Annotated in this window: 17 protein-coding genes and 1 pseudogene; 5 read left to right on the top strand and 13 right to left on the bottom strand. The window is 69.9% G+C overall.

Features of this window, described 5'->3' with window-relative positions; genetic code table 11:
• Positions 1–71 precede the first annotated feature (71 nt).
• Both IF04_RS36840 and IF04_RS0134350 read left to right on the top strand, forming a co-directional pair.
• A complete protein-coding gene (locus tag IF04_RS36840; RefSeq protein WP_051831819.1) occupies positions 72–413 on the top strand; it encodes a hypothetical protein in 342 nt (113 codons plus the stop codon).
• 2,187 nt (positions 414–2,600) lie between these two features.
• Positions 2,601–2,885, top strand: coding sequence for an MFS transporter (locus IF04_RS0134350; protein WP_030267269.1), 285 nt, complete (start codon positions 2,601–2,603; stop codon positions 2,883–2,885).
• Between the two features lie 135 nt (positions 2,886–3,020).
• Here the strand turns inward: IF04_RS0134350 and IF04_RS0134355 are convergent, their stop codons facing one another.
• From IF04_RS0134355 to IF04_RS38960, 11 genes and pseudogenes are all read right to left on the bottom strand, one after another.
• The gene (locus IF04_RS0134355; RefSeq protein WP_030267274.1) at positions 3,021–3,749 is read right to left on the bottom strand and encodes a hypothetical protein; all 729 of its coding nucleotides are present in this window, start codon (positions 3,747–3,749) and stop codon (positions 3,021–3,023) included.
• On the bottom strand, positions 3,750–6,014 hold the full coding sequence (locus IF04_RS39430) for a coiled-coil domain-containing protein (RefSeq protein ID WP_030267278.1): 2,265 nt from the start codon (positions 6,012–6,014) through the stop codon (positions 3,750–3,752). It lies immediately after the preceding gene.
• Between the two features lie 26 nt (positions 6,015–6,040).
• On the bottom strand, positions 6,041–6,631 hold the full coding sequence (locus IF04_RS0134365; RefSeq protein ID WP_030267282.1) for a helix-turn-helix domain-containing protein: 591 nt from the start codon (positions 6,629–6,631) through the stop codon (positions 6,041–6,043).
• A 182-nt stretch (positions 6,632–6,813) separates the two neighbouring features.
• Entirely contained in the window at positions 6,814–8,373 is a 1,560-nt protein-coding gene (locus IF04_RS38955) for a MerC domain-containing protein (RefSeq protein ID WP_063829572.1), read from the bottom strand.
• A gap of 202 nt (positions 8,374–8,575) precedes the next feature.
• The gene (gene tpg / locus IF04_RS0134375) at positions 8,576–9,145 is read right to left on the bottom strand and encodes a telomere-protecting terminal protein Tpg (protein ID WP_030267286.1); all 570 of its coding nucleotides are present in this window, start codon (positions 9,143–9,145) and stop codon (positions 8,576–8,578) included.
• Between the two features lie 72 nt (positions 9,146–9,217).
• Positions 9,218–10,366 (bottom strand): hypothetical protein, encoded by a 1,149-nt coding sequence (locus tag IF04_RS39190; RefSeq protein ID WP_169746165.1) that lies wholly within the window; start codon positions 10,364–10,366, stop codon positions 9,218–9,220.
• Entirely contained in the window at positions 10,363–11,136 is a 774-nt protein-coding gene (locus IF04_RS0134385; RefSeq protein WP_051831822.1) for an AAA family ATPase, read from the bottom strand. The genes IF04_RS39190 and IF04_RS0134385 overlap by 4 nt, the downstream gene beginning before the upstream one ends.
• 364 nt (positions 11,137–11,500) lie before the next feature.
• Positions 11,501–12,316: pseudogene (locus IF04_RS40305) on the bottom strand (AAA family ATPase); the annotation flags it as partial.
• A complete protein-coding gene (locus IF04_RS0134395) occupies positions 12,207–13,814 on the bottom strand; it encodes a Mu transposase C-terminal domain-containing protein (protein WP_051831823.1) in 1,608 nt (535 codons plus the stop codon). The pseudogene IF04_RS40305 and the gene IF04_RS0134395, both read right to left, overlap by 110 nt.
• 51 nt (positions 13,815–13,865) lie before the next feature.
• On the bottom strand, positions 13,866–14,420 hold the full coding sequence (locus IF04_RS0134400) for a hypothetical protein (RefSeq protein ID WP_051831824.1): 555 nt from the start codon (positions 14,418–14,420) through the stop codon (positions 13,866–13,868).
• Positions 14,421–14,545: 125 nt separating this feature from the next.
• Complete coding sequence (locus IF04_RS38960; protein WP_157847755.1) at positions 14,546–14,716, bottom strand: hypothetical protein; 171 nt, start codon at positions 14,714–14,716, stop codon at positions 14,546–14,548.
• Between the two features lie 307 nt (positions 14,717–15,023).
• Here IF04_RS38960 and IF04_RS0134405 point away from each other — a divergent pair, with 307 nt between their 5' ends.
• A complete protein-coding gene (locus IF04_RS0134405; protein WP_157847756.1) occupies positions 15,024–16,055 on the top strand; it encodes a hypothetical protein in 1,032 nt (343 codons plus the stop codon).
• A gap of 281 nt (positions 16,056–16,336) precedes the next feature.
• Here IF04_RS0134405 and IF04_RS40200 read toward each other — a convergent pair whose 3' ends face one another.
• Positions 16,337–16,468, bottom strand: coding sequence for a hypothetical protein (locus tag IF04_RS40200; RefSeq protein ID WP_281179746.1), 132 nt, complete (start codon positions 16,466–16,468; stop codon positions 16,337–16,339).
• A 138-nt stretch (positions 16,469–16,606) separates the two neighbouring features.
• Here IF04_RS40200 and IF04_RS0134415 point away from each other — a divergent pair, with 138 nt between their 5' ends.
• Entirely contained in the window at positions 16,607–17,764 is a 1,158-nt protein-coding gene (locus IF04_RS0134415) for a hypothetical protein (protein WP_030267296.1), read from the top strand.
• A gap of 518 nt (positions 17,765–18,282) precedes the next feature.
• Positions 18,283–19,080, top strand: a complete 798-nt coding sequence (locus tag IF04_RS0134420; protein ID WP_030267297.1) for a hypothetical protein — start codon at positions 18,283–18,285, stop codon at positions 19,078–19,080.
• Between the two features lie 89 nt (positions 19,081–19,169).
• Here IF04_RS0134420 and IF04_RS0134425 read toward each other — a convergent pair whose 3' ends face one another.
• Complete coding sequence (locus IF04_RS0134425; protein ID WP_051831825.1) at positions 19,170–20,351, bottom strand: hypothetical protein; 1,182 nt, start codon at positions 20,349–20,351, stop codon at positions 19,170–19,172.
• Between the last annotated feature and the right edge of the window lie 555 nt (positions 20,352–20,906).

Raw genomic sequence — 20,906 nt, forward strand, 5'->3', positions numbered from 1 at the left:
TGATCGGACAGGGCAGACGGAGCCGGCCCGACATCCCTCATGCCGTGGTGCAGGCGCGAGAGGAGAGATGGATGGCTGAGGATCGGCAAGCCCCCTACCGCGGCCCGGATCCCTTTCTGCAAGACGTGCCTCAGGGCTGGGCGGAGCATCTGCTCACCCTGCGGCCGGTGCCGCGCAGCATCTGCGCCGTCCTGGGGTACGTGCCGCCGTGGTTGCGTGCCCAGGCGTGGTTGGAGATCTTCGAGGCGGAGGCGGGCGCGGCGAATCGAAACCTGGAGAAGCTGCTGGCCCAGGAACGCGCCTACCGGAAGACCCTGACAGCAGCGCAGGAGGCGGATCGGCAACGGCGCTCCGGCGACGCCGCTGCACCGGGGCACGATGCACCCTCACCGCCGCATGAACCGCCCCCTTGAGGACGGCGCGGCCGGTGGAGCCCCCGGTACAGGGCTCGCGGGCGAGCATCTGCCTGCTGCAGGCGCAGGTTTACGGAGCCGGCCGTGAGGTCTGGTAGATACGCCCGGCATCGCCTTCAAGCCGCCGTCCCGGCAGCCCGAACGACGCTGCCGCCGGGAGCTGCGGTCAGGTGCAACCCGAGGTGGCTACCTGCCGTGCCGCAGCCGCATATGGCGGGCTTGGGATCTCAAGCGGCTGCAGCGGCGGGTACCGGCTCAGCTCGACGGCCGGCCATCCGCCCGTGGAAGGAGGTGCGCTGGCACCTTCCGTGGTTCTCCACGGCCGGTGGGAGTGCCGCCACACCGTCCGCTGGCGTCATCGACTCCCCGCGGGGGGGGCGGGATCGGGCGGCGGCAAGGAGGAGGAGCGGCACCGTTGCGCGAGTGCTCAGGGCGGCAGCCCGCAGTGCTTCTTGATCATGTGTCGTTGATAGCGGTGATGTGGCTCCCGCAGAGCCCGTCTCGGCTTCAAACCACCGCGCGAGTTGCCTGTCCGAGCCTGCCCCGAAATCGATCACGAGGCGCCTCGATCATCCCGAATGCCAGAGGCAGCGAATGTAACTCTCTGCCTCTCAACGCTTGCTTGCCATCTTTTCTACCGCCGCGCTGGCAGTCTTCATTGCTCTCGTGTCGCTAGAAGCGCAAGCGAGGTGACGCGTGGTGCACAGCTCTGTCTCGTGAGCACCGGACAGAGAGTTGACCGGACAGTTGACTGCGTTGACCGCCCTTGACCGTTCAACCGTGTGTGCTCGTCCCAGGTCCGATCTGGCCGCTCGGCACAGGCGCGAAGCAGAGCGAGCGGCACGGACAGGAGGCACGGGTTGACACACGCGCGGAGTAGAGCGGCACGGGCCGGGGGTACGAGTTGACACAAGCCCGAAGCACGGTGCGACACAGAGTGCGGCCAGCAGGACTGCTCAACGTCTGCCGGAACGGTCAACGGGCTGGTCAACTCGCTGTCGGATGCTCGTCGAACGAGGGCCGCAGTCAGCTCAACACTTACGTAATTCTAGTGACACAAGACTCTTCAACCAAAGACAAACGAATCAAGTAACCAGCAGTTGCCCGGTTACCTTCATAACGCACAACACAACCGCCAACTCAAACAAGACTGAAGAACGCGGTAGATCCTGAATTAGTTAACGCACTCGTTTGGGAAAGAGTTGTTTCACGGAATTACTGGGCTGGTGTAGTCTGACACCGCAACCAACGAGCGGACGAAGCGTTCGCCCCGCATGACGGTCCACACAACGAAGAGGGCCCCGCACCTCTCCCGCCGGTCAGCGAAGAAGGCACGGGGCCCGTGTCGGTGAGTGGACAAGATGGGTCCGGTCCTGCCAGGGACCGGGCCCATCGGCGGTTCCTAGAGCCCGAGCAGCCAGATCCTGATCACGTAGTACGTGATCTGCACGACCCGGACCGCCGGCAGTAACGCGTCCGCGTACCGCCGAGGCTTTGTCCTCACCGGCTCTGCCGCCCGCTGGGCTTCATCGCCGGAGCACACCTGTCCCTCACCCCCCTTCGCAACTAGGCGCCGACTGAACGCCGCCCCAACAACTCCGGGGAGGTGCTGAAAATATACACCAGGAAACCGCGCGCTTTTGGTCCTGCTCCCGCCGAGGTCGGCGAATGGCCCATGTTTTCATGAGAGTTTGGGGGTAACCACCAAAGTTCGTTTTCCAAACCGCCATCGGCCTTTCTCGAATTCGCAGGTCACGGCCCCTGCCGCGCCTCAGCTCCCGCCAGCGGCGAGCGCGGCGGCGTGTCGCTCACCATGTGACTCCTCTCCCAGGGCAGTCCGGCGGCACGCGCGATCCCACGTCCGCCCAGCCGCCCGCACCTGTACGGATCCGATCCGCCAGCGCGGCCTGGAAGAAGGGGACACCTCGGACGCGGCCGGGCGCAACGCCCTCCGCGCAGAAGGCACCTCTGATGACACCCCGAGGTCATGTGAGACGTGGAGATGACCGGCAGATGGCACCCCCGGTGACATGGCGGTGCCACCTGGACCTGGTGTACAGGCACCCGCGAACACGTCGGGTATGGCGATCCGTCCAGCGGGGGGGCGGCGCAGTGGAAGGCAGCCGGGCCACAGCTCCCCGGGCTGCTTCCGGGCTGTCTCGGCGTAGCCGCGGGCGGTACCTTCCTGTGCGCGCCGCTGAGCGGACGGCTGCTCGCCGACCCCCGGGCACCTTCCTCGGCTGCTTCAGCCTGGTCCTGGCCGTGCGCGCCGTCATGGTGCTGCTGCCGGGTTTGGTCCCCATGGTTCTGGTCGCCTTCGTGATCGGCCTGGCGTCGGGGCCGCTCAACCCGCTCATCACCGCCACCGTGCAGGAGGTGGCCCCTGAGCAGTTGCGGGGCCGGGCGTTCGGCACCTTCAGCACCCTGGGGTACGCCGCTGCGCCCTTCGGACCCTGCCCACCGGCTGGCTGATTCCGGCGGCCGGGATGCGTGCCGCCCTCGGGGCCTTCACCGTGCTGTACGTCCTCGTTCTGCTCTACGCGCTGGTGAGCCCCGGCCTATGGGCTCTCAACCAAGGCGTCGCCGTGGGCGGATGCGTGCTCGCTGTCAGCGAGGGCGCCAGGTGCGGATTTCCAGGTGGGTGATGTGCGCGGTGGGGTCGATGCGGCCGGTCTCGGTCAGCCATTGGTGGATGGCGGCGGTGACGTCGCCGCCGGCGGCGTCGACGCGGGCGGCGACGTCGGTGGCGGCGAAGCCGCCGGTGGCGGCGGAGCCGTAGGAGCGTTCTTCGGTGTGGTCGGTGCGCTGGATGACGTCGCGGCGGATGCCTGGTGAGTCGGTGCGGCTGCCGGAGGTGTGCAGGTAGCCGGTCTTGTTCATCCGGACGGTGAAGGCCAGGCGGAGGTTTTGGCGGGCGGCTTCGGCGATCAGGGGGCGCAGGCGGGTGGAGCCGGAGGCGATGGCCTGGGCGCCGACGCGGCCCGTTCCGGTGCCGGTGGGGGTGACCAGCACGGCCTTGGAGCGGACGCGGGCGCGGGTGCCGGCGGCGGTGGTGCGGCGGGTGATGTGCGGTGCGGCCAGGGCTGCGAGTTCGCTGACCTCGATGATGCCGGCGGTTTGGACGGCGGCCAGGACGTGGGTGAGGGCGGGGACGAAGGCGGCGCCTTTGTTGCGTGTGTAGAACTGGCTGACCAGGGAGGGGTCGCGGCCGAGCATGCGGGCGACGTCGCGCTTGGTGAAGCCGGCGGCGGTGAGTTGGTCGGTCAGGCGCGCGGCTTCGTTCAGCTCAGGCTTCTTCCGGCCGCGGGCCGGGCGCCGTCGGGAGCGGGGCGGCATTTAAGCCTCCCCGCGGGCTTGGGCGAGGGAAGTGCGGCCGGCGTCGCGCAGGGAGAGCAGGTCCTCTTCGCTGGCGGGGGCGGGCACGGGGCCGGGGAGGTGGCCCTTGTGCAGGTAGTCACCGGGGTTGCCGTGGTGGGGCCAGTTCTGGGGCTGGGTGAGGTAGAGGGCGTCGGTGCGGAAGGCGACGACGGTGCCGGGCGGGGTGTGCAGGGCCCCGGCGAAGGCGTTGTCTTCGCGGTGGCGTTGGGTGAGGAGGGCGGCGCGAGCGGCGGACCAGATCCCGGCGGACCATTCGGGGTGGGCGTGGGGGTCGCGGCTGAAGCCGGTGGCGCGTTGCCAGGTGATGGTCTCCTCGTCGAAGCCGATGATCTCGGCGTCCGGGGGGACGTCGCGTTCGGCGCTGCGGGGCGTGGTGCCGGTGACGGTGCGGGGGCGCTGGGCGAAGGAGCCGATGCCGTAGAGCAGCAGGGACCGTACCGCGCGGGAGGCGAGGTGGGCGGCGGTGCGCTGGGCGGGTGTGCCGGCGAGGTCGGCCTGGGCGGCCAGGCCTGCCCAGGCTTCCTTGAGTTTCTTGGACCAGTCGTCCAGGGGTTTGCCGTCCTCCCACAGGATGCCGTCGAGGATTTCGATCTTCCAGGGGGCGAGGGGGTTGGTGAGGGCCGTGTGAAGTTCGGCGCCGCCGGCCCAAGTGGTGAAGGTAGTGCCGGGGGCGTGAGGGTAGTGCCAGGCGCGTTCGCCCGGGGCGGGGGCCGGGAGGAGGCCGACGTGGTTCCAGCCGTGGGGGACGGTGACCCGGACGTGCCAGTGTCCGCAGCCGTACAGGGCGCGGGTCTGCTCCTTCTCCGACCAGGAGGCGAAGGTGGTTGCGGTGATGCGGTGGGGGGTGCCGACGGGGGATTTCCAGGTGTGCTTGGCGTAGGCGAAGGTGCGGTCGTACTCGAACAGGGCGGGGAGCTGGTCGGGGACGCGGGGCGGGGTGAGCAGTTCGTTGCGGCCCTGGCCGGCGGTGGCGTGCAGCAGGCCGCGCAGTTCCTCGGAGAGGACCGGGTAGCCGTCGGCCCACTGGCCGCGCTGGGGGATGGTGCGGGTCCACAGATCCCGGCCGGTCTGGGAGGGCGAGCCCATGATCACGGCGTCGTTCCAGTGGTGGCGCAGGGCCTGCCACAGCAGGACGAAGGCGTCGCGGATGGTCTCGGGGTCGGCGCCGCCGGTGTCGAACCACTCCCCCACCGACCGGATCTCCACGTGGCCCTCGCCGTTCTCCCGCTGGTAGCGGCCCACGGGGTTGCGGGGGTGGACGAAGTGCCCGGCCATCCGGTCCTTGCCCCGGCCGGTGTCGGTGCGCCAGCCGGGCGTGGGGGCGTTCAACCAAGCGGCGACCGCATCGCGCAGATAGGGGTAACGGTGCGCGTCACGGTGCCAGGGATCACCGGCAGTGATGTAGATCCGCTCCACGCCATCAGGCAGGGTGTGGAAGACGGCGGTGAGGATCTCGGCCGCGGAGGCGGTGGGCAGGGTCAGCTGGTGGGTCTGATTGCGGTGCACCATCCGTCCGGTGGCGGCGTCCAGGAAGACGGTGGAGCGGGCCTGCTGAGTGAAGTTCGGCCGGGTGGAGGCCAGGTTCGGGGTGTGGGCGAACCACCGCTCCCCCTCCTCGCCTTGGGGAATGGAGGGCAGCGTGCGCGGCCCACCCAGGGCCTGCGGCGCTGTGGCAGGCGGCGGTGACGGCTCGGAGGCAGGGGCCATGGTGGGGGCCTGCGAGGTGGCTGCCGCGGCGGGCGGTGGCACAGGAACAGAAGCCTGCGCGGCCGGGGGCGTCTGCTGGGCCGGGGCGCTCGTCGGCGACGGGAGGGACCCGGGCGTCTGGGGCGGCACGCTCCCGGTTGCTGGGCCGGCGGCAGGAGCGGCGGGATACATTGTCGGGGCCACAGCTCCGGCAACCGGAACCTCCGGCGCGGGCGCCGGGGCGGGGGCGTTCACCACGTCCTCGGTGGGAGTCTGCGGTGCGAGCTCTTGCGACGCCGCGGGGATGGCGGTGAGGTGATCGGGGGCCAGTTCCGGGGCGAGGGCGACGACTTCGGCCAAGCTCAGCCCGGCGGCCGGGGCGATCCGCTCCGCCTTGGCCTTCGCATGGCCCGCCAGCTGGGCGACCCGCTTGTCGCGGTCGGCCTCCAGCTTGGCCAGCGCGGCCCGGGCCTTCTTGATCTCATCCCGCACCGCGCGCAGTTCGCCCAGGGCGTTGGCGTAGGCCTTGGCATCCATGTCGGTTCCTAAAGAAGACGGTGCGGTCAGCGGGTGGTGGAACGGTAGGCGATGGCACCGCCGGAGTCCGAGGGCAGGCGGGTGCCAAGAAGCAGCTCCGCGAGCGCGCGGTCGGCCGCGGGCCCGGGTGCCAGATGGGTGGTGGGGGCAGCGAGGTCGGTGACGTGGCCGGCCAGGCGTGCCCCGAGGAAGGCGTGGCGGCCGCGGTCGTCCTTCTCCCACGTCTCCAGACCGGTCAGGACCGCCACCACATAGCCGGACAGCGTCACCGGCAGCACTCCCCCGGCCGCCACGCTCACCGGATCACACCGCCACCAGCCACGCAACGCCTTCCGCAGGTCTTCGGGCGGCAATGCGGCGGAGAAGCCGATCCAGTCGCGGTCGCTCCCCTGCACCGCCTTTGCCGCATCCACCCGCAGCACCGCGATCTCCCGCACCGGCAGACGGTGCAGCGGAGCCGCCTCGCGGGCGGCGAGCGCCTGGACGCTCTCCAGCGGGATCATGACGCGTACACCGCGGCGGGACAGGCCCGGCACCAGCTCGGCGCGGATGAGGCGGCGGAAGGTGGTGATGGCACAGCCCAGGGCTTCGGCGGCCTGCCCGGTCGTCAGCAGCACACACCCACCCCCCACTCAAGCGCAACCTGATATCTGATCAGGGACCGACACTAACCGGTACTCCCTGCGCCGTCAAAGCATCTGGACCAGGCGCCTTGTCGCACTCTGCAGGTTTATGGGTCTGTCGGGCGCAAGAGGTGCGGTCGCAGTCGCCCGGGGCGTCTCCGCCCGTGCGTACCGGCTTAAGCGCGTTCACCCCCATCGGCATGGCACTTCGCCGATCCAGAGTGCGCGGGGAGCAGGCGGACCTGGCTTGCCGACAGCTTTACCGGTTCGCGTGTCTTGGGATCCCACAAGATGGCAGTGCCGTGGGCGACGCCGAAGGAGAGATAGGGGCGCGACGGGGTGAGGCGCGGCCCCTCCCCTGACAGTCGTCCCGCCGCTACCGTCCTCTCGACGCAGGTCCACGCCGGTTCGACACCGAAGTACGCCGGCGGGTTCTCGCCTCGTTGCGCCGCAGCCACCGTCTTGTCGACGGCCGCCTCCGCGGAATGCGTGGCACGAACCGCAGCCACGAGGACGAAAACCAGCAGCAACAGCACATACAGGGCGCCATTGAAGCGCTCTCCGGGGCTGGCATACGGGTGATGCCAATGCCTGGCGAAGCCCCACCAAGCGGGAAGCAGCATGATCACACTCAGCAGCGACAGCAGTTTCACTGCCGCAGCGACCTGCCAGATGGGCGGCACCTCGAGGTCGTCCGGCGAGAGGCCCAGGGTATCGGCGTAGATGGCGTGCAGGACGGACCCGGCAGCGATGAAGGACGAGGCGACCAGCGAAGCCACGAGCGGCACGGCCCAGGCCACCCACTCGCCCCACGTCCACTGGCGCACGAGCAGCCACAAGCCGACGAGGACCGCCGCGATCAGGCCCGTGAAGAAGACCTGTTGGCGGCTCCACCCCTGCCCGTCCTCGCCCAGGTGTCCCAGGCCGAGTGCCAGGAAGAAGACCAGCGCCGCGACCGAGCCCAGCGCCCCCGCCCACCACCCCTCCCGATGGATCCGGATTCCGGTCCAGAGCCCCGCGGCCATGGCCACCACCGTCACGGTGCCCCAGACCCACCATCCGCTGCCGGTGCTGCTAAAGGCGAACACGGCAGCCGCCATCGACGCGAACAGCCCCACGCAGTGCAGGGCGATACGGCGATTGGTCTCATCCTCGGGCCGAAATTTCTCCGGGCTCCGCCACCGTCCGTCCAAGGGGCGCACGGCGAGGGTGGTATGGGAGGTGCGGTCGGCAGCCGGGGCGCCGCGACGGGCCAGGTGCAGTGCCTCTCTCGGCGTGCCGGAGACTCGGATGCGGGTGTCCCACCATCCGCCACGGGCGGCCCAGCTCTTGATGCGGTAGCGCCACTCGTCCCGCGTCCCGGGGTCCTGCGCCTGATGCCGCCAGCGCGCGTCGTAGGCGCGCCACTGCGTCATCATCTCCCGGTCGCGGACCAGGGGCTGTGCGTAGCGTACGTAGGCCTCCAGCCGTGCAGCCCGCATCGCCTTCCGCACGCGCTGGGCGGCGCCCCGATCACAGCCTCGCGCCGAGCCGAACAAGCGCACCTCGACCTCGTACACACGCGAGGACGGATCAGACTCCAACACCTCCTCCCAGGGGCCTTCTCCACAAAGGTGATGGCCTCGCACGGGCCATCCGTGCGCCTCGAAATGTTCCTCGGCCTCGGCCCAGTCCACCTCACCACCACGAACCTCGACAAGCGTCAGGACCCGCTGGTCATATCCCACCCGCGTCACGCAGCGTCCCCTTGCTCCGACTCCCCGCGGCCTTCTCCGTCCCGGGCCGGATGGCCCCTGGTCCAGTACGACCGGAACCCGGGCGTGCACGTCGGGGCACCCGCACTGCTGCGCACAGTGCGTTCAATGTCGGCGAGAAGCAACGGTGTCATGCCCGTGATCGTGCCAGCTCCCACTGACAACGACCGGACCGGCGGCGGGCTCAGTAGGCGAACTCGATGTAGTCGATGCCCTTGAGCTCCACCATGCGCAGCCCTCCTGTGGGTGAGACGCGGAAGTAGGCCTCACCGACCGCATCCGCGACGATGCCGCGGAGGGTCTCCTCATCCTCCTCACGCTCCCGCGCCCGGAACAGTCGGCCGATGTAGGGGGTGGGCAGTTGTTGGGTGAGGAGGCGGAAGCGGCCGGCGTCGGAGGTGCCGGCGGCTCCGGTGAATCCGAACCATCCTCGGAAGTGCACCGTCATGCCGCCTTGTACGGAGAGCACAGAGTGGGCTTCGCTACGCACTCGCGGCTGCCACAGCCGGGCCACCTCCCGCGTGATGGCGTGGTGCAGTTGCTCGCTGGGGGCTCGCCGCCGTCCGGGAAGTGCTGCCTGTAGTTCGGCGGGTGAGATGTGCAGGCGGGCGGCCAGGGCATTGTGGCCGGTGTGACGGGAGAGGAGGAAGCGCAGGCGGACGCTGTCTGAGCGGGGTGGTTGGCGTGTCCATAGGTCCATGTCAGCGCGGTCGAGGGCGTCGGTGATGGATTCGGGGTCGAAGGCGGGGTGCATGTCGGCTCCTGGTCGGGGTGGATGGGGTGATGGCCGGTCGGGGTGACCGTGGAGGCCTTGTGCGGCCGGTGGTCAGCGCCGTTTGGCTGGTCGTCTGCGCGCGGCAGAGGGGGTGGGGGTCGGTGGCGGCAGGAGGAGGCGGCAGTATTCGAGGGCCTGGCTTACCTCGTGCTCTTCCCATTTAGGGATGAACAGGGGGTTGTTGGCGTGGGCGTAGCCGCGCAGCTCGATGAGGGCGAGTGCGGCCTGGGTCAGGGGCCGTACCCAGGGGGGCAGGTCTGCAGAGGGGGCTTGGTCGTGGTCGGGGCTGGCGGTGGTGAGGTCTGTGTGAGGGAGGTGGTTGAGCTGGTCGGGGGGCGTGCCGGTCAGGAGGTGCAGGGCGACTCGTGCGGCGTGCACGGGGTGGGCGATGCGGTTGTGGATGCGTGCGATGGCTAGCGCGAGGTGGGGGTGGGTGTGGTCCCAGCGGGTCGGTGGCAGGGGGAGAATGTGCGCGTCGGGGGGCGGCTGGGTGGCGATCATGGCGTAGTGCCGGTCTTCCCAGCGGTGGCGGCGGCCGCTGGGCGGGGTCGGCAGGCGGAACCAGGTCTCCTCCGGTCGGGCGGGGAAGGAGGTATGTGCCTGCCACCACGGGTAGGTGCCGGCCGCGGGAGGCGGTGGGGGCTGCTGGAGGTGTTGCAGGGCGGCTTCGGGGGTGTCGAGGTCGTGGTGGCGGACGGCGGAGAGCAGTTGCTGGGCGTTGTGGGTGAAGGTGCCGTGGCAGAGCAGGGTCAGCTTCAGCCGGGCGTGTTCGCGCAGGGCCAGCAGGTGTTGGATGTCGCCGGAGCTGAGGCGGTGGGCGCGGCAGATGATCAGGTGGGTGATGCCGAGTGCGGTGGTCCAGGCAGCGGTGTTGCGCCAGCTGTCATCGTTGTGGTGGGTCCATCCTGGTGCGGGGTGGAGGTCTTCCGGGGCGGGCAGGTGTTTGCCATAGGCGCGCAGCAGGTCGTGGGCCAGGAGGGCTCTGGTCGTGGACAGGGGGGTGGGGTGAAGGGTGATGCGTCCGGCGGAGGGCCGGTGGGCGGCCAGGGCGGTGGCGGTGAGCGCGGCGTGGTCGTGTGGGTCGAAGATGAGGGTGAGGGGCGGCAGGGCGGGGTCGGTCTCGTCGGGTGACCACACCGGCTCCCAGGCCTTGGGGTCGACGAGAGGTGTGGCGGGGGTGGGGTGTGCAGTTGGAGTCATGGCCTTGTCGCGGGTCGGGGCTGGAGTTGCTTCAGCAGCAGGTGTGCGTCGTGCTGGGGGCGGCCGGTGCGGTGGGCGAGGCTGGCCAGGCGGTGGGTCAGGGAGGCCCAGCGGCGGAAGTTGCCGTGCGCCCAGGCGGTGTCGAGTGCGGTGATCAGCTGAGGGTCGGCGTCGTGCCACTGGGGGTGGAAGGCGGGCAGCACGGTGAGGAGTTCGGACTCGGTCAGCGGCTGGAGGTGGTGCCAGGTGCGGACGCGGCTGGTCAGCACGGGCTGAGCGCGCAGGGCTTTGAGGCGGTGGTCGCTGGCCAGCAGGAGCACGGCGAGGCGGGTGTGGGGATCGTCGTGGAGGAAGCGGAGGTATTCCAGACAGGAGGCGGAGAGCTGGTGGGCTTCGTCGATGGCCAGCAGCCGGGCGGGGTGGTGCAGGGCGTGGCGGATCAGGTCGTCGCAGATGCCGGGGTTCTTGGGCGCGTGGCCGGGCAGGCGCAGGGCGCGGTAGAGGCGGGTGCGCAGGTCTTCGGGGCGGGCCTGGGGGCGGACGAGCAGGGGCAGGGTGTGCCAGTGGGGGTGCTGGGCGGTCAGGGTGTGAAGGGTGAAGGTTTTTCCGCTGCCGGGGGCGCCGCTCAGGCACATCATGATCTGCTGTTCGACGGCGGCGGCAAGGGCGTGGGCGACGGCCCGCACCTGTGAGGTGGTCACGGTGCGGGCCTGGGGGAGGTTGAGGTAGTGCCGGGCCGTGGTGTGCCCGGTGGGGTCGGTGGGGGTCATCGGCCTTCGTCCCGGCGATGGCGCTGCCTGGGGGGCCGGACCCGGCGGATGGCCCAGCGGCGATGGTCTCGTCGACTTCGTCCAGGCCGCGGCGCTTCATGCCCTCGAGGATGTGGTAGGTGATCTTGGACCACATGCGGAAGGTGCCGGCGCCGGCTTCCTGGTCGATGTAATTGATCAGTTCGGGTGAGGCGTTGGCCCACAGGGGGTGGAAGTGCGGGATGTTCTTGAGGACTTCCTCCGCTTCCATCGGGGTGAATTCCTGCCAGATGTAGATCCGGGAGGCGAGGGCGGGTTCGTTGTAGAGGGTCTTGTAGCACTCCTCGCCGCCGATGAAGAGGACGGCGGGGCGGTTGGCTCCCTTACCGGTGTCCCACAGGTGGCGGACGAATTCGAAGCACTCGCGGCTGAACTGCTGGGCTTCGTCGAAGGCCAGGACGTAGGGGCGGCGGGCGAGGGAGTTTTTGAGGAGGGTGTCGAACTCGCTGGGGTGAGTGGGTGCCTTGCCGTCGAGGTTGAGGAGGTTGAACAGTTCCAAACGGATGTCACGCGGGGTGGGCCGGGAGCGGAACTGCAAGAACAGCACCAGGTCCGCGGCCACTTCCTTCAAGGCGGCCAGGACGGAGAAGGTCTTGCCCAGGCCGGCGTCGCCGTAGATGCAGGACATGGCGCGGGCGTCGATGGTGTCGGCGATGTTCTCCCCGGCCTCCAGGAGGGCCTCGGTGGCGACGACGCGGGCGTCGGCCAGGTTGAGGTAGAAGTCGGGCTCGGCTCCGCCTGTGTCGGCGGCCACGGGCGCAGTCTCACTGCCGGTGCCGGGGTCGGTCTCAGGGCTGCTGCCGGTGTCGGTCATGGATGCTCCTTCGGTTGAGGCAGGGGGGAGGGGCACGGCGGTGCCCAAGAGGCGGCCGCTGGGGTGATAGACGTCGATGCCGTCTCCCGGGGAGGTGCGGGGGCGCACCAGGACCTGGGCGGTGACTTGGCCGGTGATCCAACTCGCGTGGTGGAGCCGGCCGCGCCAGTGGATGCCCTTCGGGCGCAGGATCCGGGAGTGGGTGCCGGGCGGGAGCTCAGCTCTCATAAGAGTCCTCTTCGGAGGTGGTTTTACAGGGGGTGGTGGGGATGACCCATCCGGCGCCAGGGGCGAGCCGGCGCGGCATGTAGTTCTCGGGCAGCTCATCGGGGTGGGCCGGGGCGCGCAGTGTGCGCAGTTCTTCGGTGGCCGCCTTGCGGGTCATGGCGCCTTCGGCCTGGGCGGGTGCGGGGGCGGTGGCGGCCTTGAAGCGGCGGCGGCGCAGCCGCTCGGCGGCCCGCAGGTCCCGCCGCAGGCGCTGGGCGCGTTCGTTGCGTGCCTGGTAGACGGCGTTGATCTGGTCGGGGTCGGCCTGGTCGGACAGGTGGGCGGTGCCCAGGTGGCGGTGGGTATGCAGGTCGAAGACTTCGATGGTGTCCTCGTGGTGGGGCTGGTAGCGGATGCGGACGTCGGTTCCGGTGCGGCCGGTCATCCAGGGGCCGATGTAGTCGCGACCGCGCCAGCGGATGCCGTGGCCTTGGATCTTGCGGGTGGAGCGGTCGGCCTCGAGCAGGAAGGCGTGCAGGTCCTCGGGGGCGGCCTCCCGCAGGGGGGTGTCGTCCTCGTTCCACAGCTCCAGGGGGGTGAGGTTGCCGCGGGCGGTCATGCGGTGTTCGGCGTTGCGGCGGCGCACCCACTGCCCGAACAGCTCGACGAAGGCTTCGAAGGTGAGTGGCGGGTCGTTCTCGCCCGCGTGGTGACGGGCATCCAGGCGCTGGGCTCCGGTGTAGCGGGGCAGGGTGGAGAAGAACATGCTGGTGGCTGCGCGGTTGAGGTTTTCGATGCTGCCTTTGAGGTGCGGGGTGTAGGGGGGCAGGACGTAGACGTCGACGGCGAAGGCGCCGAGGGCTTCTTGGACGGCGCGGGCGAGGAAGTCGCGGCCGCGGTCGATGCGCAGCCGCTGGGGCAGGCCGCCGGCCGGTCCGTGGGTGTCATCACGCAGGATGGCCGAGCGCAGGGCGGCGAGGATGGACCCGCGGTGGGGGTAGTGCGGGGTGAGGGCCCAGCCCATGGTCATGGCGGTGGAGCAGTCGATGAACCAGGTCACCCAGGGCTTGAGGAGGCGGTCGCCGGCCAGCACCCAGACGGGTACCTGCTTGTGGTCGCCCTCCCACTCCTCGTTGCGGCAGACGGGCGAGCGGCGCAGGTGCGGGTCGTGGCCCCGGGAGGCCGGCAGGCCTTGGCGCAGGCCGGCGAGGTCGCCCGGGGCGAGGTCGCGGCGAATGGCGCGGTAGAGGGTGGCCAGGCTGGGTGCGGTGGTGTTGTTCTCTTCGGCTTCGGCGCGCAGTGCCTCGTGCAGGCGCTTGATGTTGCCTCGATGGTAAGCGAGTTGGACGCGGAGGTCTTCGGTGATCTCGAAGCGGGCGCGGCCGAGGCGTTCGGCGGTGCCGTTGGCTTTGGCGTCGGCCAGGCGCTTCCAAACGGTGCGGATGTGCAGGTCCAGGGTCTGGGCCACCAGCCGGACGTGGGCGGTGGTGAGCTCACCGCGGGCGTCCAGCGTCATCAGGTGGCGGATCGCCGGGGTGGTCAGCATCTGCCGCTCCCGGCGGCGTGTGGCGGCCTGGGGGTGGGCGGCCGACGCGCTGTCGGGTGGTTGCTCATCCATGAGGGGGCTGCTCCTGAGAACAAGAAGGGCTGTGAGCGTGGGCCGGCCGCGTCAGATGGGCATGCCGATGTAGGAGCCGTACTCGTACTTGCGCCAGTCCGAGTCCAGGTCGCAGATGGTGTCCTCCCACGCCGCGGCCAAGCGCATCTGGTCCCCCACCGACCACGCGGCCACGATGGTGTTCCAGCGGTAGATGTTCTTGCGGCGCCACGGCACGACGCGCCGGTGGCACATCTGGACCTCGGTCTCATCGACGGGGTAGATCTCGATGCGGGTGCCGCCGCCTGCGTTCAGCGACCGGGTCAGGGCCGGCGCGACGTTGCGTCGCCGCAGCGTCTGGTAGGCGGTCTCCAGGCGGGCCTGCCGGTCCCGGCTGGGGGCGCGGGTCTGGGACAGCCACGCGAGAAGCGTGCGGGCATCGGCGGTGATGCCTGCGTCCTCCATGGCCCGGTAGCCGGCCGCTGAGCGGGTGAGGTAGATCAGTGCGCGTCGGTGTTTCTCCTCCGGCGTCTTCCAGTGGTCGCCTGCGAAGACCCGTCTGTCCAGTGCGCTGGCCAGTGCCGTGGCGCCGTGTACGCCTTGCGCACCGTATTTGCCGAAGCCCATGGTCCTCCTTGGTTCGTCCGGCAGCCCGTGCGGCGTCATGGCAGGCACAGCGCGTGTGCCGACAGGGCCGGGGCTGACTGGGTTCCGTTCTTGTGGCGCTGCCCGAGAGGGGGAGCGCAGCACGGTCAGGCGGTCCGCCCCCGGGCTGCCCCGGTGAGGGCGGCGGCAAGAGGCGAAATGGCCTGCGCCTGGGCGGTGTTGCAGGCGGTGTCCGGCCAGATGCGCGGGACGCGGGTGGTGCGTCGAGCGATTCGAACGTAGGGCGCGACCGGCCCCTGCATGATCTTTCCGGTCATTCGATCGTCGTGCACCGGCATGGATGCAACGCGTGTAGCGCCCGCCCAGTGACCGGGGCGGGGCCATTCACGAAGTGGTGTTCCAGCGCCGCCTGTTGAAGAGTCTTACCACGTCAGCGTGTGAGTCAGTCGAGGTGTTCTCGTGTCCGCCTGCCCTGCGGCGCGGCAGGGGCGGGGCACTGTAGGGGCAGGGTCTGACAACGGGGGTGGCGCCACCTGAGAAGGGATGACGCAAAGTTTCGGCTACCCTCCAGTACCCTCTGCGACTGTCGGACGCGGTGTCGGCGGTGTGCGGCACGATGCACGCATGAGCCTCACCTCCTGTCTCAAGGACCCCAATTCGGCGATGTCCCGATTCCTGGCCGAGCATCTGCCCTTAGCCGAGGACGTGTTGAGTGACTACCGTGCGCGTCTGGCGCGCTATGCCGCGCCGGTGAAGCCGGTGGCTGGTGCGGGGCAGCGTCCGGAGTACCGGATGCTGGGCCACACCATTGATCACCGGCTGAGGATCAGTCTCGGAGCACCCACCGGCGCACCGATCAGCGAGGGCGTGGTGCGGGCGGTCCTCGATGATGACGGGTGGCCCAGTCGCGAGGTCATCGACACGGTGCAGGCCGCGGGCGCGGTGCTGCTGGAAGAGCTGCGCACGTACGAGAGCGAGGACGGTCAGCCGTTGGCTCTTAAGGACGAGGCCGAGGATCGTCTCATTCGGCTGTGCCACCTCGCCTCCAGCTACGAGGCGATCTTCCGCCACGCGGGCTGGGTACGCGGCAACACCCTGGGCCTGACCCCGCCCGGCGCCTCCCTGGAGGACATGGTCGGTGCCGTGCCGTCCTACATCGTCGACGACATTCGCCGGCAGATGGAACTGGCGGCGCAGCCCGGCCCGTTCGAGCGTCTGCGAAAGCTGGCTGCGCCGGAGCGGGTCTGCGGACCGGTCTTCGAGGGCAGCCTGCACGTGGGCGGAGCTGACGCCGACTTCGTCCTGGCCGGAGCGCTGGTGGACTGCAAGGCCACCATCCGCCCCGAGCGCCTCGGTCGCGCCGAGCTCTACCAGTTGGCCGGCTACCTTCTGCTGGATTACAGCGACAGCTACGGCATCGGCACCGTGGGGCTCTATCTCTCGCGCCAGGGCGCTCTCATCGACTGGAGCGTCGCGGACTTCCTCGGCCTGATGGGTGCGCAGATGCACTTGCCGGACCTGCGGGCCGCCTGCCAGTACGCCTTGACCGACGGCGCCACCGGCACTCCTCCCCCGCCTCCGCACCAGCGCAAGCCCCTCCCCCGCCCACGCAACGCACCTCCTTCCCAGGGCTCCCTCTTCGACGACCTGCACTGACACCGCAGCGGCCTCATGCGCGCCGCCGCTCCTGTCCGGGTTGCGGCAACGTTTTCGCAACCGGCCGCTGCACTCCACTGCCGCAGCCTCACGACACCGTGCGCCACGCCTCCGCGCGTGACGTTGCCATGGCCCAACGCCCGTCCGCGACCCCGCGGCGCCGCACCGGCCCGCGGTCGGACGGGCCGCGGGTTACGGGCAGCGGCCTGGCCTTACGGCCGGCGGGTAGGAGAGGAAGTCCTACCGCGGGCGAGCGGTGAGAACGTCTCCCGCCGGAGACTTCAGCGCGAGGCCAGCCACACGAGCACGCCGGTCGTGACGGCGCTGCCGGCTGCGTAGGCGGCGCCGCGCAGCATTGCGAAGCCTGCGGCACGCAGCATGCGGCGGCCGGTGTGGGACAGAGGTCGTGGCATGGGTCCTCCTGGTGAGGGGCAGTTGACAGCGCGTCGCTCCCGAGCCGTTGGCGGGGCGTCGGTCGCGTGCCCCAGTAGGCCATCCCGGGTCCCGGCAACCAGGCGGTGAAATCGCGGGGTTCTAATTAAGGTGGCCTTGTGGCGTGGAAGGAGCCGAGTGCGGCTGAGGGGGCGCTGTCGGACCTGCTGTCGGCCCGGGGCCTGGACGTGAGCTGGGCCAAGATCCGGCGCTGGCGTGAGTTCGGGGCCCTTCCCTGGCAGCCCGCGCGCGGGCTGGGCAGGGGCGCCGGTTCGGTGTCGGGGCTCACGCCTGATTCGGCTGTGGCGGCCGAGGCTCTGGCCTTGGTCACGACGGGGAAGAAGCGTCTTGAGAAGGCTGTCCTGCAGGTGTTCACCGTGCATCCCCGGTGTGCCGAGGCCTTCGTTGCCACCTGGGTCCCGCTTCCTGAACGCGGAGTCCAGAAGGCATTGCTGTGGTACGTGAGCCAGGACCGCGGCAGTGCCGTAGCCTTCGCTGAGCGGGCGGCCGAAGGCGCGGGGGACGATCCCGACCGACGGGCGGAGGCCGCACTCGCCGCTGCACACGCCTATTTCCTGAGGCGGCATCACCGGGTGAGGCGCCGCACGGATGGTCGCCGTGATCCCTCTGATCCGCACAGTCGTGCCGACGCACGTGGACTGGCAATGTTCGCGGCAGCCGCAGTCTCAAGTGCGGAAGAGCTCGGCGTGGATGTGCTGATGGCGTCCCTCCAAAACTCATACGGGACAGAAGAAGACGCACTTTTCTCCGCACAGGCATTCGCTGAGATGACGGCCGCGGCCGTGCAGGACGAGCGTCTCGGTGACGGGTGGGCCCTGCCGGCCTGGGGGCTCACCGCCGCCAGAGCCAGCCGGCTGAACGAGGTGGATTTCGACACCCTCTGCACAGTGCGCGACGTGCTCGCCGTGTTGGTGGAGTCTGCGCTACCTCTGCGCCTGGCCTCTCGCACCGGGCTGCAGGACCCCGCACTGCAGCATGTCGAACGGGCCCGGGCAAAAAGCCCGCGCTTGCGCGACTACCTGGACTGCGCTGCTTCCATCAGCCGTCGCCCTCCGGCCGAGGCCTGGAAGGTGTTCATTCCCTTGCTGATCGCCGTCTGCACCGAGCCCGGAAGGCTGGAGGCCTTCCAGGGTGAGGTGACCGCCCTGGATCCGGCCCTCGATGATGTCCAAGCCCTGGGACGGCGCGCACTCGCCCGTCTCGCGCCGACGTCGGCGGACGCGGGCCCGGATTGTGCACCCAGCTCTGAGCGGTAATCGTCTGCGCCCGTTGGACGCGAGCTGGGCAGGCAGCAGTCCCGCACATGCGTGGCGGGACACGTACAGGGCCTGCCACGAGGTCGCCCCTATTCCCGCCGCGGCCGGCGGCCCGGTGGGCGCCGGCCGCGGCGGGAGGGGGTGCCTCGGCCGGCGTCGGCGCCTGGGGCGTTCGCGTACCCGGTACCAGTCCAGCGCCGCCCGGCGCGCCGTGTCGACGGGGGCGCCGGGCCCTGGACTCCGCCACGCCGCCCACCGAACACAGCCACGGCCCGGCTGTCGACGCACTCCCCGGCCGCCCGGGCGCGGCCGGCGGCAGGCCAGGCAGCCTGGGGAGGTTTCAGGCATCTGTCATGATTGTCCGATGAGAGCGAAAGGGTGCCGGTGATCGCGCCGCCCGACAGGGGAGGCCATGGCCTGCGGCCCGATGCTCCGGTCTTGCGGCTCGGGGCGTCTGTGCGCTTCCGCCGTGCCCGCGGTGAGTGTCTGTGTCGTTGACCTGAATGTTGAGGATCCCGATGGCCAATGATCGCAACGAGACGGCAGATGCCAGGCACCGCGCTCGTCTCGAGGCGTTTGTCGTGCGCGCCCGCCGTATCGAAGCTCACTCTCTGGTGCAGGACCGCGAGGCGTTGCGGAGTCTGGCGAACAGCGAGTGGAGCATCGTCTCCGACAGTCAGCAGATCACTGTTCGGCAGGAACTGCCTCCCGAAGAAGTCGTGGAGTCCGCGGCGGCACGCGTCCGGCCGCTGCTGCTCAAAGGGGAGCAGTGTCATTACGACAAGGCGCTGACGGCTATCGCGTACTTCGTCCGCGAGGGCACCGTCCCAGCTCAGATGAAGGCGCTGCGGGCCCAGTGGAGGCGACGCGTCGAGGAGACTGATGCCGAGGCAGACGGCGGCTACCAGGTGACGGTGCACGACCCGGCGACAGGCCGGCGGGGGGAGATGAATGACATCTCCCTCGCGCACGCGTGGATCTACGGAGACGTTGTCCACCACGACGCCGGCAGACGCGCAGGGGCGGACCCCTTCGGGCTCCAGGAGCGGTTCCGGGCGGCCGTGCCGCTGATCGCATGGACCACCCTCGCCACGATCGAGCTGCTGGACAGCATCCGCGCGCTGCACGCGGCGCAGAGGTTGGAGCTCAGCCCCGCGGCGCTGGACCAGCCCGTGGTCCTTAAGGAGACCACCTTCGCCCAAGAGGCGAAGGTGTACACGGCTCCGGTGGGAACGCCACCCCCCGCCGACGCCGCGGCGCCCTTCCCCGAAGGCTGGAGCGAACTGGTCGGGCCGGACAGGCCGACGCCGCCCTAGCCGGCGGCACGGCCGGCCGGGCACCGACACCGGCCACGAGCCGCTCCGCCTTCGCCCGCTTGAGGTCGTGGCGGCGTGGAAGCCGCATTTCACTCCTCCAGCAGCGCCCGTTCCAGGTCCCGCCAGGACGGGACGGGCGAGGCGGCAGGGCGGACGACGGTGAGCAGGCGGCCGTCCAGGCAGGCGTCGAAGTGGCCCTCGGCGCGGGCCAGGCGATCGCGCACTGCGGCCTGCCGTGGCGGCTGCTCGGCGAGGACGCCCAGGAGGACCGCGTGCCGGGCCGGGCCCGCAGCGTCCGCCGCCGCCCAGGTTCCTCGGACGAGAATGCCGGCCAGCGCGGCCCCGTCACCCGCGGGAGCCGTCTCGTAGAGCCACTCCATCACGCCCGCGGCCTGCTGTTGCGGCGAGCCTGGAGGAATCGGGGCACCGCCCTCGTGCGTCTGGTAGACCTCGGAGAAGATGTTGAGTGCCGTCCGCAACTCGCGCGGACCATCATCCGATGCTTGTCCGACGTAAGCGATGCGCTCCTCTGCCGCCCCCGGATCCTGTGGTGCGCGCCGTCGTGCCGCCCGTTGCTCACGCGGCTCGTGCAAAGGGAACCGCGTCGCCGGTCCTTCCTGTGCGTGCTCCCTCATCCACTGGGCATCCAGCGCACCGTTCCACGGGCCGCCTTCGGGCAGGAAGATGTCGACCGCGATGCCGGAGGGGCCGATCCACACCCAGCTCATGAAGTAGGTGTGGTCACGGTGCGCGGCGGACCAAGAGGCCAGTTCGCGCAGCCGCTGCTTCTGGCCGGCAAGCAGCCGTTCGGGCAGCAGCTGCGCGGCACGGCGGTGTCTGCCGCGAGCCTCACCGGCCACGGGGCCCGCGGGCAGGTGGAACAGCAGGTCGGGGCGGACTCCGGTCGGCCGGTAGTGGCCGAGCAGGTGTTTGGGCAGCGCGTCGAAGTTGTGGAGGTCGTGCGCTCCGTCCTTCCAGGCGAACAGGGACTCCCCCGCCGCCGTCAGCATTCCCAGCCCCGAGCCCTCGTTGACGAAGCTGCGTATGTGCCGGGAGCTGGCCTCGAACGCTTGGTGGTCAACGAGAAGCGGACTGCCGCCGTCTGGCGCGTGAAGATAGCTGGCCATCAAGCGCACCTCGGACCGTCGGGTCCAGTAGCTGAGCGTGCGGTGCGGGTCGCAGGCCATGGCGTTGATGTGGAGCAGGCGGGCAAGCGAGACCGGCAGGGCGCCCTCCCCGATCGACTGAGCCCTTACCGTCTGCGTCTCCACCGAGAATCGCCATACCCGAGCCCGCACGGTGTTCACTGCTCCAACTCCCTTACCTCACACGAGGCATGCTGCTCATCAGCTGCCTAGCTCATCATGCTCGCAGGTCGCACTGACAACGTGGATGCCCGATGAGGGAGCGCTGCGGGACCTGGACGAGCTCAAGGAAGAGATGCGTCTGCAGGGCACCGAACCCTCTTGACTCTGCCGCGCCAGCATCGGCCCCTTGTCGGCGGACCGGAGGAATCGTGGCCGGATGCCCGGGAACTGGCCTCGAACCCTCGACGGTCAACGGTGGGCAGGCTAAACGCAGTTGCTCGGCACCTCGGCCATCCCTTCCACACACCCACGAAACGAACCACCCCAAAACGGCACATCGAAGCACATAGGAAGTCGCAGAGGTTGTCCTGCCAGGATGCCATTTGACGCCACCGAGAATTCTCACTACCCGCCACCACCAGAACCAGCATCGTGCCAGCTCAGAGGGCGATCACACCGTCGTCACAGGTGACACGTAAATGACGGTTTTCTAGTGGCACTCCAGTGGCACTTCACAGC

It is taken from the genome of Streptomyces violens (genome assembly GCF_000717745.1).
GTDB lineage: Bacteria > Actinomycetota > Actinomycetes > Streptomycetales > Streptomycetaceae > Streptomyces > Streptomyces violens.